The sequence below is a fragment of the Phytopseudomonas dryadis genome (genome assembly GCF_004327355.1).
Classification (GTDB): Bacteria; Pseudomonadota; Gammaproteobacteria; order Pseudomonadales; family Pseudomonadaceae; genus Aquipseudomonas; species Aquipseudomonas dryadis.
In genome coordinates this window covers 18,539-34,874 of the sequence record NZ_QJUM01000039.1, presented here as the reverse complement: position 1 = coordinate 34,874, position 16,336 = coordinate 18,539, and the positions used below count along the sequence as shown (strand labels likewise).

Genomic DNA, 16,336 nt, shown 5'->3' with positions numbered 1-16,336 from the left:
CGCGTCCTCAGAATTTTCCGTAATAGCCTTCTTTGAGGGCATCGAACAGGTTGGCGGCGCTGTGGATCTCGCCGTCGTATTCGATTTCCTCGTTACCCTTGGCCGCGACGATCTGGCCGTCGGCCAGGGTGAAGCGGTAGGTGGTGGCAGCCAGGTCGGCCTCCTTGACCAGCACGCCCTGGAAGGCCTCGGGGTTGAAACGGAAGGTGGTGCAGCCCTTCAGGCCTTGCTGGTGGGCGTAGACGTAGATGTCCTTGAACGACTCGTAGGGGTAGTCGCTGGATACGTTGGCGGTCTTGGAAATGGAACTGTCGACCCATTTCTGCGCTGCCGCCTGGATATCCACGTGCTGCTTCGGCGTGATGTCGTCGGCGGTGATGAAGTAGTCCGGCAGGCCGTTGCCGGGCGCCGCCTCGGCGTCGATGAAGTGCCGGTAGGCGAGCAGCTCGGACGAGTAGACGTCGACCTTCTCCTTGGATTTCTTGCCCTCGCGGATGACGTTGCGGAAGTAGTGGTGGGCGAAGCTCGGCTCGATGCCGTTGCTGGTATTGTTGGCCAGCGACAGCGAAATGGTGCCGGTCGGCGCGATGGAACTGTGGTGGCTGAAGCGGCTGCCGGTCTCGGCCAGCTGTTCGATCAGTTGCGGCGCGACTTCGCCGATGCGCTGCATGTAGCGCGAGTACCTGGCCCAGAGCACGCGCCCCTTGACCCTATCCCCGGGCTTGATGCCATCCACGGCCATTTCCGGACGCTTGGCGAGCAGTTCGGCGGTGACGACGAAGTCCTCGTCCATCAACGGTGCCGCACCTTTCTCCCGCGCCAGTTCCAGGCCGGCTTCCCAACCGACCACGGCCATCTGCTTGGCGACTTCCTCGGTGAAGACCAGCGACTGCGCATCGCCGTATCGCATCTTGAGCATGGTCAGGGTCGACCCCAGGCCGAGGAAGCCCATGCCGTGGCGGCGCTTGCGCTGGATTTCACGGCGCTGCTGCTCCAGTGGCAAGCCGTTGATCTCCACCACGTTGTCCAGCATGCGGGTGAAGATGCGCACCACCTCCTTGTACTCGTCCCAGTCGAAACGCGCCCGGTCGGTGAACGGATCGCGCACGAACTGGGTCAGGTTGATCGAGCCGAGCAGGCACGCGCCGTAGGGCGGCAGTGGTTGCTCGCCGCAAGGGTTGGTGGCGCGGATGTCCTCGCAGAACCAGTTGTTGTTCATCTCGTTGACGCGGTCGATGAGGATGAAGCCCGGCTCGGCGAAGTCGTAGGTGGAGCTCATGATCATGTCCCACAGGCGCTGCGCCTTGATCACCTTGTACACCCGACAGGCGGTCAGGCCCTGGTCGTTGGTGATGTAGGGGCCCTTCTGCGGCCAGTCGCGCCAGATCACCTGGCTGGCGTCGGTGGTGTCGATGCCATCCTCCTCGACCTCCTTCTGGCTCAGCGGAAAGGCCAGCGGCCAGTCGGCGTTGGCCTGCACGGCGGCCATGAATTCATCGGTGATCAACAGGCTCAGGTTGAACTGGCGCAGGCGGCCGTCTTCGCGCTTGGCGCGGATGAAATCGGCGACGTCGGGGTGGCCGACGTCGAAGGTGGCCATCTGCGCCCCACGGCGCCCGCCGGCGGACGACACGGTGAAGCACATCTTGTCGTAGATATCCATGAACGACAGGGGCCCCGAGGTGTACGAGCCGGCCCCGGAGACATAGGCGCCCCGCGGGCGCAGGGTGGAGAACTCGTAGCCGATGCCGCAACCGGCCTTGAGCGTCAGGCCGGCCTCGTGGACCTTCTCGAGGATATCGTCCATGGAGTCGGCGACGATGCCCGACACGGTGCAGTTGATGGTGCTGGTGGCGGGCTTGTGTTCCCAGGCGCCGGCGTTGGAGGTGATGCGCCCGGCGGGGATGGCGCCACGACGCAGCGCCCAGAGGAATTTTTCGCCCCAGAGCTTGCGCAGTTCAGGTGTCTGCTCGACTTCGGCGAGGGCCTTGGCGACGCGCTGGAAGCTGTCGTCGATGGTCTGGTCGATGACCCGGCCGTCCTTGGCCTTGAGGCGGTACTTCTTGTCCCAGATATCCATCGACGCATCCTGGATCGGGATATCGGCGACGGCCTTGCTGATGGGTCGTACCTTCGCTGCTTGGGTCATTGCAGGGAACCTCCTGGTTCAAGGGCGGAGTCTTGCTTGGCACGAATACGGTGGCGGATCGCTCCATCGCCTTCGTGCACAAGATGTTGTGTCGAATGCCGGATGTTAGCCCATATGTAGGGATCTACCAAGATGATAACGATTCCTGTCGACGAGCGTACGCGACCTATGCGCGCAGGCTGCTACGGTGCGTTTGAGATGCCATCTGCGTCGTCAGTCCTTGGACAACCGGGCGCCTGCTCGAGAATGGCGGATGCTCCGGCGCGGTCGTGCTGAAACGTCAACAGACCCTAGAGACTGTAGTGGCGTGATCGCCATGCACATTTGCCTGTTTGGGTTCCATCCCGGGCTCCCTGGCGCGTGAAGGGCGCAGTGAGCGCCTGCCGTGCATCGTCCTGCCGCGTGTGCCAGGCCGCGCCAGGCGGGGTGGCTCAGGCTCTTCAGCTCGGTCATCCATCCATTGCATAAATGCAAACGGTCTTTCGACATTTCGACTGATCGGTTCCGCCGCGTGAGCTTATGCTGGCCACAGAGCGTTTCCGAAAACGCCGTTCATCTGGCCGCTGCCGGCCCTTGCCATCTGCCGTCCTCGACGTTCAGGAGTACGGATCATGTCACAACCCCCTTGCATCCCCTGGGAGCAACTGAGCCGCGACGAGACCTTCCTCGCCGCCACCCGCGAGAAGTACCGGCTGGTCACCGTGCTGGCCTCGATTTCCGCCCTCTACTATTTCGCCCTGCCGCTGGGCGCCTCCTGGCTCAGGCCGCTGTTCACCCACTATCTGGTGGGCGATCTCAATATCGGCCTGCTGTTCGCGGTGTCCCAGTACCCGGTGGGGGCCGTGCTGGCCTATGCCTATGTGCGTGGCCTGCGTCGCATCAACCCACGCATCGCCAGCGTCTGCGCGGCGCACCTGGAGCCGCGCCATGACTAGGACTCTAGCGTTTTGCCTGGCCCTGTCCGCCCTTCTGGGCGCCGCGCCGGCCTTCGCCCAGGACACGGTGGTGGCGGCGCAGTACCGTGGCGCGACCTTCGCCGTGTTTGGCGTGTTGCTCGGCTTTACCCTGCTGGTGACCTGGTGGGCGGCCAAGCGCAACCGCTCGGTGGGCGAGTTCTATACCGCCGGCGGCGGTATTTCCGGGCGCAAGAACGGCCTGGCGATCGCCGGCGACTATCTGTCGGCCGCCGCCTTTCTCGGGGTCTCCGGCCTGATCGCCCTGTACGGGTTCGACGGCATCCTCTACCTGGTGGGCTTCTTCGTCGGCTTCGTGCCCGTGCTGCTGCTGGTGGCCGAACCCTGCCGCAACCTCGGGCGCTACACCCTGGGCGACGTACTGGCGTTCCGCAACGGCTTCCGCGCCTCGAAGAGCGCCGGGGCGGTGTCCAGCGTCGCCGTGGCGATCTTCTACCTGATTCCCCAGGTGGTCGGCGGCGGGGTCATCATCAAGTCGCTGATCGGCATCGAGTACGAGGTCTCCGTCCTGGTGGTCGGCCTGCTGATGCTGGTCTACGTGTTCTTCGGCGGCATGCTGGCGACCACCTGGGTGCAACTGATCAAGGCGGTGCTGCTGATCGGCACCTGCTTCCTGCTGGTGGTGCTGGCCTGGGCGCCGTTCGGCTTCAGCGTGCCGGCGTTCCTCGCCGCGCTGGTCGACAGCGCCACGCTGCAGGGCTACCTGGCGCAGCTCTCGCCGGCAACCGGCCATAGCGACGGCCGGGCGCTGCTGGAACCCGGCCTGTACCTGAAGAACCCGCTCGAGCAGATGTCCCTGGGGCTGGCCCTGGTGCTGGGCACCGCGGCGATGCCCCACGTGCTGATGCGCTTCTTCACCGTGCGCGACGGCGCCACGGCGCGCGGTTCGGTGCTCTGGGCGATGCTGGCGATCGGCGCCTGCCACCTGTTCATCATCGGCATCGGCTTCGCCGCCGCCTATTACGTCGGCTCGTCGGTCATTGGCGGTTTCGACAAGGGCGGCAACCTGGCCGCGCCGCTGCTGGCCCAGTACCTGGGTGGTGGGGCGGACAGCGTGATGGGCAACCTGCTGCTGGCCTTCGTCGCCGCCGTGGCCTTCGCCACCATCGTCGCGGTGGTCGCCGGGCTGACCCTGGCCGCCGCTTCGGCCCTGGCCCACGACATCTATGTCGGCGCCATCCGCCACGAGCAGGCCACCGAGCGCGAGCAGGTGATCGCGGCCCGTATCGCCACGGTCGCCGTTGGCGTGGTGGCCATCGGCGTGAGCATCCTGGCCAAGGGGCAGAACGTCGCCCATCTGGTTGGCCTGGCCTATGCGGTGGCGGCCTCGGCCAACCTGCCGGCGCTGCTGCTGACCCTGTACTGGCGGCGCTGCTCCACCCTCGGTGTGCTGGCCGGGGTGATCGGTGGCACGCTGACGGCCATCGTGCTGGTGCTGGTCTCGCCGAACATGACCTACCCGCAGGCGGTCAGGAGCGCCGCCCTGGAGAGCGCGGCGAGCCTGCAGCCGCAGATCGACGTCCTCGGCGAAGGCGAGCAGCGTACCGCGCTGGAGACCCGCCGGCGCGACGCCCTGGCCCAGGCGGCGGCCATCGCCCCGGACGCCACCAGCCTGGTGGGCCTCAGCGCGCCGCTGATCGGCCTGCGCAACCCGGGGTTGATCTCGATCCCGCTCGGCTTCCTGCTGGTGATCCTGTTTTCCCTGTTGCGCCGCGATCCACGTTCCGAGTCGCGCTGGGCGGAAATGACCGTTCGCCAGCACACCGGACTGGGCATCGACCAGGCCGTCGCCCACTGATCGACACCGGGCCCGCGCGGCCCGGTTCACCTTCGAAACCACGAGAGAGCTTTCCCATGTCTTCATTACCCCGCTTGAAGGTCGCGGCCTGCCATGCCGCGCCGGTATTCCTCGACAAGACCGCCACCACCGCCAAGGCCCTCGCCCTGATGGGCGAGGCCGCGGCCCATGGTGCCGAGCTGGTGGTCTTCCCCGAGTCCTACATCCCCGCCTTCCCCATCTGGGCGGCGCTCTGGGCCCCCATCGTCAATCACGACCTGTTCGAGCGCATGGTGGAGAACAGCCTCTACCTCGATGGCCCGGAAATCGCCGCCGTGCGCGCCGAGGCGCGGCGCCTGGGGGTGTTCGTCTCCCTTGGCATCAGCGAGCGCAGCCGTCACAGCGCCGGCTGCATCTGGAACAGCAACCTGCTGATCGGTGACGACGGCGAACTGCTCAACCACCACCGCAAGCTGGTGCCGACCTTCTACGAGAAGCTGGTCTGGGCGCCGGGCGACGGCGAGGGCCTGCGTGTCAGCGACACCCGCATCGGCCGCATCGGCGCGCTGATCTGTGGTGAGAATACCAACCCCCTGGCGCGCTACGCGCTGATGGCCCAGGGCGAGCAACTGCACATTTCCTGCTGGCCGGCGCTGTGGCCGACGCGCCTGCCCGAGGGCGGCGGCAACTTCGACAATGTCGCCGCCAACCGCATCCGCGCCGCCGCCCATTCGTTCGAGGCCAAGGCCTTCGGCATCCTCTGCGCCGGCTACATGGACGCCGCGATGCGCGACTTCCTGGTGGATCGCGACCCGACCGTCGCCGCAGTGCTCGACGGCACGCCTCGGGCGGCGACCCTGTTCGTCGACCCCACCGGCACCCAGGTCGGCGAGATGCTGCAGGCCGAGGAGGGCATCCTCTATGCCGACCTGGATCTCAACCGCTGCATCGAGCCCAAGCAGTTCCATGATGTGGTCGGCTACTACAACCGTTTCGACGTTTTCGACCTGCGCATCGAGCGGCGTCGCCACGAGCCGGTGCGTTGGGCCGACGGGCCGGCGCTGGAAATGCCGGAGGCGCCGCCCGTCGATGAGCCGGCCGCGGCTCAGCAGGCGTAGATCGGGTCGTCGCGGAACAGCCGCTGGAGGAAAGCCACCACGGTCTTGATCCTGGGCACGTAGCGCAGGTCGTGGTGCACGCTGAGCCACAGGTCGCGGCGTACCTGCACCGCGTCGGCGAGCACCGGGTACAGGCCGAAGCGCTCGGCGTCGGTGAACGCGGGCAGCAGCACCAGGCCGCTGCCCGCGGCGGCGGCGAACATCTGCGCCAGCATGCTGCTGGAATGGAAGACGATGTGCGGGTCGTCGACCGCTTCTTCCAGCCAGCGCACCGCCTCGATCTGCACCAGGTCGTCGATGTAGCCGACGAACGCGTGGTTGGCCAGGTCGGCCACCGAGGCGGGTTCGCCATGGCGTTCCACGTAGGCCGGCGAGGCGTACAGGTGCAGGGCGAAACGGCCCATGTGTTCGACGTCCAGGCCGCTGCCGTGGGGCTCGAAGAAGCTCAGGAAGATGTCCGCCTCGCGCCGGGTCACGTGCAACTGCTGGGTGGAGGTGACCAGTTCCAGCATGATCCCCGGGTAGTCGCGGTTGAAACGCGCCAGGTGGCGGGTCAGGTACAGCGAGGCGATCCCCTCCATGGTGCCCAGGCGCACCGGACCCACCAGCTCGCGGCGCTGGCCGCCGAGGGTCTGCGCCAGGTTGACGAAGGCCGTGTCCATCGGCTGCGCGCAGGCCAGCAACTGATGGCCCTGGGTGTTCAGTTGCAGGCCCTTGGGCGTGCGTTCGAACAGGCTGGCGCCGATGCACAGTTCCAGGTGGGCGATGCGCCGGCTGACCGTGGACTGGTCGATGCCCAGGCGCTTGGCCGCCATGGCCAGGCTGGTGGCGCGAGCCATCTCGACGAAGATGCGCAGGTCTTCCCAGTTCAGGTGCTTCGCCGACGTCAGGTTTCCCACATCTGCCTCCGGGATCATCGTTCGCACGCCGAACCTGCGGGCTTGCCGGACGTGCATGAAAAAGCCGGCGAGCCTGCCTAATGCCGATCGGTTAAGGTCTTTGCAGGAGCAGAGGCGCGCCTACAGGAGAGCGGCAAACCGCCGCCCCTGTAGGAGCGTCGACCTCGGCGCGATGCGATGGCGGCCCTCCGACAAAATCCGTGGTGCGCCCCGCAATCGCCGCGGGGTCGCGGCTCCTACAGGGCCAGGGCACGCTGCCGTTTTGCGGGCCAAATGCTTAACTGACCGGCATTAGGCAGGCTCGCCGGGCTCAGACGCTCAGCGTCCAGTCGTAGTCGACGATCAGCGGTGCGTGCTGCGAGAAGCGCGGCTGGCGCGGCAGGCGCGCCGTGCGCACGCTACGGCGCATGCCGGGCGTGAGCAGCTGGTAGTCGAAGCGATAGCCCAGGTTGAGCATCTCGGCCTGCTCGTTATCCGGCCACCAGCTGAACTGGTCGGCTTCGCGATTGACCTCGCGCACGGCATCGACATAGCCCATGGTGCCGGTGATCTCGTCCATCCAGGCGCGCTCCGGCGCGAGGAAGCCGGGCGATTGCTGGCAGTCGCGCCAGTTTTTCACGTCCAGCTTCTGATGCGCGACGTAGAGCGAGCCACAATAGATGTAGTCGCGGCGCTTGCGGCGCTGTTTATCCAGGTAATGGGCGAAATCGTCCATGAACTTGAATTTCTGATTCAGATTCTCGTCACCGCCCTGCCCGGATGGCAGCAGCAGCGAGGCGATGCTCACCTTGTCGAAATCCGCCTGCAGGTAGCGCCCGTAGCGATCGGCCGTTTCAAAGCCGAGCCCGCTGATCACCGCCTTGGGTTGCAACCGCGAGTAGAGTGCCACGCCACCTTGGCTTGGTACCTCTGCTTCGCAGGCATAGAGGAAATAGCCATCCAGTTGGAGGGCTTGGTCGTCCAGTTCAAAGGCGGAGGCACGGGTGTCCTGCAGGCAGATGACGTCGGCATTCTGTGCTTGCAGCCAACTGAGCAAACCGCGCTCGACTGCAGCATGAATACCATTCACGTTCACACTGATGATCCGCATAAATGGCCCCCAAAAACACGTGCGTGTATGATACCCGAGCTGGCCTCCATTAGGTAAATTCCTAGCCAAATCCGTGCCGCCCGGGACTTTTCATGCAAACGTATCAGCGCGAATTCATTCGCTTTGCCATTGAAAGAGGCGTTTTGCGCTTCGGTCAGTTCACCCTCAAGTCAGGGCGTACCAGTCCTTACTTCTTCAATGCCGGCCTGTTCTACAGCGGTCTGGCCCTGGCTCGGCTCGGGCGTTTCTATGCCGCGGCGGTGGTGGAGAGCGGCATTCCCTTCGATGTGCTGTTCGGCCCGGCCTACAAGGGGATTCCGCTGGCGGCCAGTACTGCCGTGGCGCTGGCCGAACATCACCAGCTCGACCTGCCCTGGTGCTTCAACCGCAAGGAAGCCAAGGATCACGGCGAGGGCGGAACCCTGGTCGGTGCACCTTTGGCGGGCAAGGTTCTGATCATCGACGATGTGATCACCGCTGGCACCGCCATTCGCGAGGTGATGCACATCATTCAGGCGCAGGGCGCCCAGGCCGCGGGCGTGCTGATCGCACTGAACCGCCAGGAGCGGGGGCGCGGCGAGCTTTCGGCGATTCAGGAAGTCGAGCGTGACTTCGGCATTCCGGTGGTGAGCATCGTGTCTCTGCAGCAGGTACTGGAGTACCTGGCCGATGATGCCGAACTCAAACATTATCTGCCGGCGGTTGAAGCCTATCGCGCCGAATACGGCATCTGATTGTCAGCTCGAGGGATCTCGCCCCATGCATGGATCGGTCATGACGCGTTGCTCGCTGTGGTTATGCCTGCTGCTGCCGTCTTTGGCGGGGGCGGCCGAGATGTATCGTTATACCGATGACAAGGGCGTCACGGTCATCGATCGCCAGGGTGTGCCCAGTGAGTTCATCGGCAAGGGCTACGAGGTGCTCAATGACCAGGGCCGCGTGATCCGCGTGGTGCCGCCGGCCCCGACCGCCGAGGAAATGAAGAAGCTGCTGGCCGACCGGGCGCGGGCCAAATCCGACGCCCAACTGCTGCGCCTGTACAGCACGCCCGAGGATGTCGACCGCGCCCGCACGCGCAAGCTCGCCGAACTGGATGGCCTGATCGGCGTGGCCAAGGGCAATCTGCAGTCGGTGCGTTTGCAGCAGGCCAATCTGCAGAGCCAGGCGGCGGATCATGAGCGGGCCGGGCGTCAGGTGCCCGATTATCTGCTGGCGCAGATCGAAAACCAGCGCGCCGAGCAGGCGAGCCTGAGAAAGAATATCGAGCGCTACCAGCAGGCCCGCAAGTTGGCGGATAGCAGCTTCGCTGCCGACCGTGAGCGGCTGGTCGAATTGCTGCAGGGGCGCTAGAGGCCCATGCCTCGGCCTTGGGCCATCGCCAGGCCCAGGGATGAAACCTCAGCGGCGCGCCGGCACTGAGCGGGTACGCCCGCTGCCATCGATGGCGACGAAGACGAAGACCGCCTCGGTGACCTTGCGCCACTCGCTGGACAGCGGGTCGTCGCTCCAGACCTCGACCAGCATCTGAATCGAGCTGCGGCCCACTTCCAGGGTCTGGGTATAGAAGGACAGTTGTGCGCCGACGGCGACCGGCACCAGGAAGGCCATGCGATCGATCGCCACCGTGGCGACTCGGCCGGCGGCCACCTTGCTGGCCATGGCCGTACCGGCCAGATCCATCTGCGCGACCAGCCAGCCGCCGAAGATATCGCCGAAACCATTGGTCTCTCGAGGCAGCGCGGTGATCTGCAGGGCCAGATCGCCTTGGGGTATCGGGTCTTCCTGTTCGAAGTCGTTCATCTGTCTACGGCTCGCGGCGCGGTGGTAGGTGTCAGCGCGGAGCCCGCAACACTGCGGGCTGCGGAAAGTATACCGACTGGGTGGTCGCAGGGCGACCATAGCGCGTTGGCAGGCTGTTGAAAAACTATCTCGGCTTTGGCTTCCTGCGTCGCTCTAGCTCCTGCATTCCATGCAGTCGTCGCCAGCGTTTTTCAACGGCCTGCTGGATGCCCCCATGCACCCGGATTCGCGCACCCCGGGCGCCGTCATCCAACTGTCATATTGATTACATAGAGTGGTCACATCGGCTGACGATACTGAGCCCCGTTCCAACCAACACGACCCCAATCGTGAGAAGGCGGTAGATCGGGCGCTACGACCACGGCACGCCGGCCTTCCAATGATTACCACTCTGCTAGGAGCAAGGCATGAAACTGAAGCGTTTGATGGCGGCCATGACATTTGTCGCCGCTGGCGTCGCCACCGCCAACGCGGTTGCCGCTGTCGATCCGGCTCTGCCGACCTATGAGAAGACCTCGGGCGTATCGGGCAACCTGTCCAGCGTCGGTTCCGATTCCCTGGCCAACCTGATGACCCTGTGGGCTGAAAACTACAAGCAGTCCTACCCGAACGTGAACATCCAGATCCAGGCCGCTGGTTCTTCCACCGCGCCACCTGCACTGACCGAAGGCACCGCCAACCTCGGCCCGATGTCGCGCGCCATGAAGGACAGCGAGATCCAGGCTTTCGAACAGAAGTACGGCTACAAGCCGACCGCCGTTCCGGTCGCCATCGATGCCCTGGCCGTATTCGTGCACAAGGACAACCCGATCAAGCAACTGACCATGCAGCAGGTCGATGCCATCTTCTCCAGCACCCGTCTGTGCGGCGAAGCCAAAGACCTGAAAACCTGGGGCGACATCGGCCTGACCGGCGAGTGGGCTACCAAGCCGGTTCAGCTGTTCGGTCGTAACTCGGTATCCGGCACCTACGGCTACTTCAAGGAAGAAGCCCTGTGCAAAGGTGACTTCAAGTCCAACGTCAACGAGCAGCCGGGTTCGGCCTCCGTGGTGCAGTCGATCTCCAGCACCGTCAACGCTATCGGCTATTCGGGCATTGGCTACCGTACCGCCAGCGTCCGTGCCGTTCCCCTGGTGAACAAGCAAGGCGAAGTCGAGGAAGCCAACGAGGACAACGCGCTGTCCGGCAAGTACCCACTGGCTCGCTTCTTCTACATCTACGTGAACAAGGCGCCCAACAAGCCGCTGAGCCCGCTGGATGCGGAGTTCCTCAAGCTGATCCTGTCCAAGCAGGGCCAGGACGTCGTGGTCAAGGATGGCTACATCCCGCTGCCTGCCAAGGTCGTCGAGAAGACTCGCACGGAACTGGGGCTGTAAGCCACACGTAGTAAGCAACTCCCGCAGCCCACCTCTCCCCCGGGAGGTGGGCTTCGCTACGTCACCGCGCTGTAACTTTTCTGTCACACGAACAGGCTAGATTTGGCCTGGCTAGTGAAACGGACGAAGAATACGGCGCGCTCATGGCCGCGCAGAGACGCTCTCCACTATGAATGACTTGGCAAGTGAACCCATGACCGCCTCTCCCAATTCCCTCGGGCTGGACTTCAACACTCCGGCCCTGCAGCGCAAGCGCCGCCTGCGCGCCTTCAAGGATCGCCTGGCACGCTGGTGCGTGTCGGTTGGCGGCCTGGCCGTGCTTGGCGCCATCACCCTGATCTTCTTCTACCTCGCCTATGTCGTGCTGCCGATGTTCCAGGGCGCCGACATCGAGAAGCGCGCCGCTGTAGAACCTGCGTGGTTGGCCGATGCCGACGCACCGCTGCTGCTGGCCCTGGAAGAACAGAACCAGGTCGGTATGCGCCTGGCTCGCGATGGTCGGGTTCAGTTCTTCGATGCTCAGAGCATGGCGGCGCTGACCAGTATCGAGCTGCCCCTGCCGGCGGGCAGCGAGGTGGTCTCCGTCGGCGAGGATCAGCCGGGCAGCCACCGCGTCGCGCTCGGTCTGTCCAATGGCCAGGCGCTGGTGTTCGAGCACACCTATCGGATCTCCTACCCGAACGACGTGAAGACCATCACGCCGACCATCGTCTACCCGTTCGGCGAAACGCCGTTGACCATCGATCCTCAAGGCCGCCCGCTGGAACATATGGGCATCAGCCTGAACAGCGGTACGTTGCTGGTCGCTGGCTCGGTAGGCAGTGAGTTGCAGGCCCTGAGCCTGAGCCGTACCGAGAACCTGATGACCGGTGAGGTCAGCACCAGCGAGGAGCGCCTGGCGCTGCCGCAGATCGCCGAGCCGATCAAGGAGCTGATCATCGATCCGCGTCAGCATTGGCTGTTCGTGATCAACGGTCGTGCCACTGCCGATGTCTTCGACATACGCAGCAAGGCCCTCAACGGCCGCTACAAGCTGCTCAACGATGGTGCCCGCGAAATCACTTACGCCACCTCGTTGCTGGGCGGTATTTCCCTGCTGATCGGCGATAGCGCCGGCGGCATCCAGCAATGGTTCATGGTGCGTGACGAGGACGGCAAGTCCTCGCTCAAGCCGGTACGTGAATTCACCATGGCCGGCAGCCCGATCACCCAGATCATCTCGGAAGAGCGTCGCAAGGGGTTTATCGCCCTGGACGCCAAGGGCAACCTGGGCATCTTCCACAGCACTGCGCACCGCACCCTGCTGGTCGAGCCGGTAGCGGAAGGCTACAACATCGCCGCTCTGTCACCGCGCGCCAACCGTGCTCTGGTCGAAGCCAATGGCAAGATCGAGCGCGTGCTGATCGATAACCCGCACCCGGAAATTTCCTGGAGCTCGCTGTGGGGCAAGGTCTGGTACGAGAACTACGACAAACCGGCTTATGTCTGGCAGTCGACCTCGGCCAGCACCGACGCCGAGCCGAAGCTGAGCCTGGCACCGCTGGCCTTCGGTACGCTCAAGGCTGCCTTCTACGCCATGCTGCTGGCTGCTCCACTGGCCATCGCCGCGGCGATCTACACCGCTTACTTCATGGCCCCGGCCATGCGCGGCAAGGTCAAACCGGTGATCGAGCTGATGGAAGCGCTGCCGACGGTGATCCTCGGCTTCTTCGCCGGCCTGTTCCTCGCACCTTATGTGGAGGGACACCTGCCCGGTATCTTCAGCCTGTTGATCTTCACGCCGATCGGCATTCTGCTGGCGGGCTTCCTGTGGAGCCGCCTGCCTGAATCGGTGCGCCTGCGTGTGCCCGATGGCTGGGAAGCGGCGCTGCTGATCCCGGTGATCCTGCTGGTTGGCAGCGTGTCGCTGAGCATGAGCGGCTACCTGGAGAACTGGTTGTTCGACGGTAACATGCGCGCCTGGCTGAGCAATGACCTGGGCATCCCGTTCGATCAGCGCAACGCTCTGGTGGTCGGTCTGGCCATGGGCTTCGCGGTGATCCCGAACATCTACTCGATCGCCGAAGACGCCGTGTTCAGCGTGCCCAAGAGCCTGACGTTCGGCTCCCTGGCCCTGGGCGCCACGCCGTGGCAGACGCTGACTCGTGTGGTGATCCTGACCGCCAGCCCGGGCATCTTCTCGGCGGTGATGATCGGCATGGGGCGCGCCGTCGGCGAGACCATGATCGTGCTGATGGCCACCGGCAACACGCCGATCATGGACATGAACATCTTCGAAGGTCTGCGCACCCTGGCCGCCAACGTGGCGGTGGAAATGCCCGAGTCGGAAGTCGGTGGTACCCATTACCGGGTGCTGTTCCTCTCCGCCCTGGTGCTGCTGTCGTTCACTTTCGTCATGAATACGCTGGCCGAGCTGGTGCGTCAGCGCCTGCGCGTCAAGTACGCTTCGCTCTGAGGACTGCAAGACTATGTCCGTGAAACAGCACAACATGAAATCCTGGTTCAAGAGCGGTTCGCCCTGGATCTGGATGAACGCCGGTGCGGTATCCATCGCCATCATCATGACCCTGGGTCTGCTGGCCGTGATCGCCACCCGTGGTCTGGCCCACTTCTGGCCGGCCGACATCATCGAGGCCAGCTACCAGATCCCTGGTGAAGAAGCCAAGATCATGGCCGGCGAAGTGGTGCAGAAGGAAGAAATTCCCCGTGCCCGCCTGGCTTCTGCCGGCCTGCCGGTGAACGTCGAGGGCGGCGAGTTCATGACTCGCGAGCTGCTCAAGGTCGGTAACCGCGATCTGTATGGCGCGGACTTCTCCTGGGTAGTCGGCGAATGGCTCAGTGAGCAGCGCAAGCCCGAGACCCTGACCGCCTTCGAGCGCCGCGAGTGGGGCAACTTCTACGGCTACCTGATCAACGTCAAGGAAGACGGCAAGCTGGTTGCCGAAGGCGATGCCGCCTGGCCGGAACTGCAGAAGCGCATCGAGCGCGTCGACGATCTGCACGGCCAGATCGTGCAGTTGGAGAAACGTGATATCGGCCGCATCAACGCCGGTCTCGAGCGCGTCCGTCTGCAGACCCGCAAGCTGGAACTCAGCGGTGGATTGACCGACGCGGCCCAGGCCGACCTCGACGCCGAGCGTGCCCGCTGGGATGCCGAGTACAAGGTGCTGGAAGCCGAGCTGAATGCCCGTCATCAGCAGTTCAATCGCGACAGCATGACCGTTCGTTCGGCCGATGGCCGCGAGCAGGAAATCAGCCTCGGCAAAGTGGTGCGCGCTTTCCGCCCGAACGCGATGTCGACCCTCGACAAGCTCAGCTTCTACGGCAGCAAGCTGTGGGAGTTCGTCAGCGACGATCCGCGAGAGGCGAATACCGAGGGCGGTATCTTCCCGGCGATCTTCGGCACCATCATGATGACCCTGATCATGGCGGTCATCGTCACCCCGTTTGGCGTGGTTGCGGCGATCTATCTGCGCGAATATGCCAAGCAGGGCCCGCTGACCCGAGTGATCCGCATTGCGGTGAACAACCTGGCCGGTGTCCCGGCGATCGTCTACGGCGTGTTCGGCCTGGGCTTCTTCGTCTACGTGCTGGGTGGTTCGATCGACCGCCTGTTCTTCCCCGAGGCAGCGCCGGCACCGACCTTCGGTACGCCGGGCCTGCTGTGGGCCTCATTGACCCTGGCACTGCTCGCCGTGCCGGTGGTGATCGTCGCCACCGAGGAAGGTCTGGCGCGTATTCCGCGGGCGCTGCGTGAAGGCTCCCTGGCGCTGGGTGCGACCAAGGTCGAAACCCTCTGGCGCGTGGTGCTGCCGATGGCCAGCCCGGCGATGATGACCGGTCTGATCCTCGCCGTGGCCCGTGCCGCGGGTGAAGTGGCGCCGCTGATGCTGGTCGGTGTGGTGAAACTGGCGCCGAGCCTGCCGGTCGATGGTAACTATCCTTACCTGCACCTCGACCAGAAGATCATGCACCTGGGCTTCCATATCTATGACGTCGGCTTCCAGAGTCCCAACGTCGAGGCCGCGCGGCCGCTGGTTTATGCCACCGCGCTGCTGCTGGTAATGGTGATCGCGATTCTCAACCTGACGGCCGTTTACATGCGCAACCGCCTGCGCGAGAAGTACAAGGCCCTGGACCACTAAATCCGAGCCGCAAGCCTCAAGCCGCAAGCTTCAAGCAGAAGCGCGGCGGACGGGCTTGCAGCTTGGCGCTGCGAACGGAGTGAGCACTTATGCAACACGAAACCGCTACCCACGGCATCGACATCTCGGCCCTGGGCCGTGACAAGCAGAGCCTCGACCTGGCCAACGAAACCGTGGCCATCGAAGTCCCGGGCCTGAACCTGTTCTATGGCGACAAGCAGGCGCTGTACGACGTCAAGATGAACATCCCCAAGCAGCGCGTGACGGCGTTCATCGGCCCCAGCGGTTGCGGCAAGTCGACCCTGCTGCGCACCTTCAACCGGATGAACGATCTGGTCGACGGTTGCCGCGTGGAAGGCGAGATCAACATCGACGGCCGCAACATCTACCGCAAGGGCGAAGACGTCGCCGAACTGCGTCGTCGCGTCGGCATGGTGTTCCAGAAGCCCAACCCGTTTCCCAAGAGCATCTACGAGAACGTGGTCTACGGCCTGCGCATTCAGGGCATCAACCAGAAGCGCGTGCTCGACGAGGCCGTGGAATGGGGCCTGAAGAGCGCCGCGCTGTGGGATGAGGTCAAGGACCGCCTGCATGACTCGGCCCTCGGCCTATCCGGCGGCCAGCAGCAGCGCCTGGTGATCGCCCGCACGGTGGCGGTACAGCCGGAAGTGCTGCTGCTCGACGAGCCTTGCTCGGCCCTCGATCCGATCTCCACGCTGAAGGTCGAAGAGCTGATCTACGAACTGAAATCCAAGTACACCATCGTCATCGTCACCCACAATATGCAGCAGGCTGCCCGGGTGTCCGACTACACGGCGTTCATGTACATGGGCAAGCTGATCGAGTTCGGCGATACCGACGCGCTGTTCACCAACCCCGAGAAGAAACAGACCGAGGACTACATCACCGGGCGTTACGGCTGAGACAGCCACAAGCCGCGAGCTTCAAGCGGCAAGTCACAGCGATTCCCGACGACGATTAACTTGCAGCTTGAGGCTTGCAGCTTGA

The 16,336-nt window shown here is 64.3% G+C and carries 13 protein-coding genes; 9 read left to right on the top strand and 4 right to left on the bottom strand.

What is annotated here, in order from left to right:
• Positions 1 to 7: 7 nt before the first annotated feature.
• Positions 8 to 2,149, bottom strand: a complete 2,142-nt coding sequence (locus DNK34_RS23450; RefSeq protein WP_131177670.1) for an adenosylcobalamin-dependent ribonucleoside-diphosphate reductase — start codon at positions 2,147 to 2,149, stop codon at positions 8 to 10.
• 611 nt (positions 2,150 to 2,760) lie between these two features.
• On the opposite strand from DNK34_RS23450, the gene DNK34_RS23445 reads away from it, so the two are divergent.
• From DNK34_RS23445 to DNK34_RS23435, 3 genes are read left to right on the top strand one after another with little or no spacing between them, the layout of a single operon-like run.
• Positions 2,761 to 3,084 (top strand): DUF485 domain-containing protein, encoded by a 324-nt coding sequence (locus tag DNK34_RS23445; protein WP_131177669.1) that lies wholly within the window; start codon positions 2,761 to 2,763, stop codon positions 3,082 to 3,084.
• Complete coding sequence (locus tag DNK34_RS23440) at positions 3,077 to 4,921, top strand: solute symporter family protein (RefSeq protein WP_131177668.1); 1,845 nt, start codon at positions 3,077 to 3,079, stop codon at positions 4,919 to 4,921. The genes DNK34_RS23445 and DNK34_RS23440 overlap by 8 nt, the downstream gene beginning before the upstream one ends.
• 56 nt (positions 4,922 to 4,977) lie before the next feature.
• Complete coding sequence (locus DNK34_RS23435) at positions 4,978 to 6,018, top strand: carbon-nitrogen hydrolase family protein (protein ID WP_131177667.1); 1,041 nt, start codon at positions 4,978 to 4,980, stop codon at positions 6,016 to 6,018.
• Here the strand turns inward: DNK34_RS23435 and DNK34_RS23430 are convergent.
• Together DNK34_RS23430 and DNK34_RS23425 are read right to left on the bottom strand one after the other, a co-directional pair.
• Positions 6,006 to 6,917 (bottom strand): LysR family transcriptional regulator, encoded by a 912-nt coding sequence (locus DNK34_RS23430; RefSeq protein WP_207390849.1) that lies wholly within the window; start codon positions 6,915 to 6,917, stop codon positions 6,006 to 6,008. The genes DNK34_RS23435 and DNK34_RS23430 overlap by 13 nt on opposite strands.
• 310 nt (positions 6,918 to 7,227) lie before the next feature.
• A complete protein-coding gene (locus tag DNK34_RS23425; RefSeq protein ID WP_131177665.1) occupies positions 7,228 to 8,007 on the bottom strand; it encodes an exodeoxyribonuclease III in 780 nt (259 codons plus the stop codon).
• A 92-nt stretch (positions 8,008 to 8,099) separates the two neighbouring features.
• On the opposite strand from DNK34_RS23425, the gene pyrE reads away from it, so the two are divergent.
• Entirely contained in the window at positions 8,100 to 8,741 is a 642-nt protein-coding gene (gene pyrE, locus DNK34_RS23420; protein WP_131177664.1) for an orotate phosphoribosyltransferase, read from the top strand.
• A gap of 40 nt (positions 8,742 to 8,781) precedes the next feature.
• Positions 8,782 to 9,357 carry a DUF4124 domain-containing protein gene (locus DNK34_RS23415; RefSeq protein WP_425273944.1) on the top strand — a complete coding sequence of 192 codons (576 nt, stop codon included), beginning with the start codon at positions 8,782 to 8,784 and terminating at the stop codon, positions 9,355 to 9,357.
• A 48-nt stretch (positions 9,358 to 9,405) separates the two neighbouring features.
• Here DNK34_RS23415 and DNK34_RS23410 read toward each other — a convergent pair whose 3' ends face one another.
• A complete protein-coding gene (locus tag DNK34_RS23410; RefSeq protein WP_131177662.1) occupies positions 9,406 to 9,807 on the bottom strand; it encodes an acyl-CoA thioesterase in 402 nt (133 codons plus the stop codon).
• A 407-nt stretch (positions 9,808 to 10,214) separates the two neighbouring features.
• On the opposite strand from DNK34_RS23410, the gene DNK34_RS23405 reads away from it, so the two are divergent.
• The 4 genes from DNK34_RS23405 to pstB all read left to right on the top strand — a co-directional run bounded on the left by DNK34_RS23405 (position 10,215) and on the right by pstB (position 16,251).
• Positions 10,215 to 11,183 carry a PstS family phosphate ABC transporter substrate-binding protein gene (locus DNK34_RS23405; protein WP_131177661.1) on the top strand — a complete coding sequence of 323 codons (969 nt, stop codon included), beginning with the start codon at positions 10,215 to 10,217 and terminating at the stop codon, positions 11,181 to 11,183.
• 169 nt (positions 11,184 to 11,352) lie between these two features.
• Positions 11,353 to 13,638: an ABC transporter permease subunit gene (locus DNK34_RS23400; RefSeq protein WP_131177660.1), complete on the top strand. Its 2,286-nt coding sequence runs from the start codon at positions 11,353 to 11,355 to the stop codon at positions 13,636 to 13,638.
• 34 nt (positions 13,639 to 13,672) lie between these two features.
• Positions 13,673 to 15,328, top strand: coding sequence for a phosphate ABC transporter permease PstA (pstA, locus tag DNK34_RS23395; RefSeq protein WP_165493670.1), 1,656 nt, complete (start codon positions 13,673 to 13,675; stop codon positions 15,326 to 15,328).
• 89 nt (positions 15,329 to 15,417) lie between these two features.
• On the top strand, positions 15,418 to 16,251 hold the full coding sequence (gene pstB / locus DNK34_RS23390) for a phosphate ABC transporter ATP-binding protein PstB (protein ID WP_131177659.1): 834 nt from the start codon (positions 15,418 to 15,420) through the stop codon (positions 16,249 to 16,251).
• Positions 16,252 to 16,336: the final 85 nt, after the last annotated feature.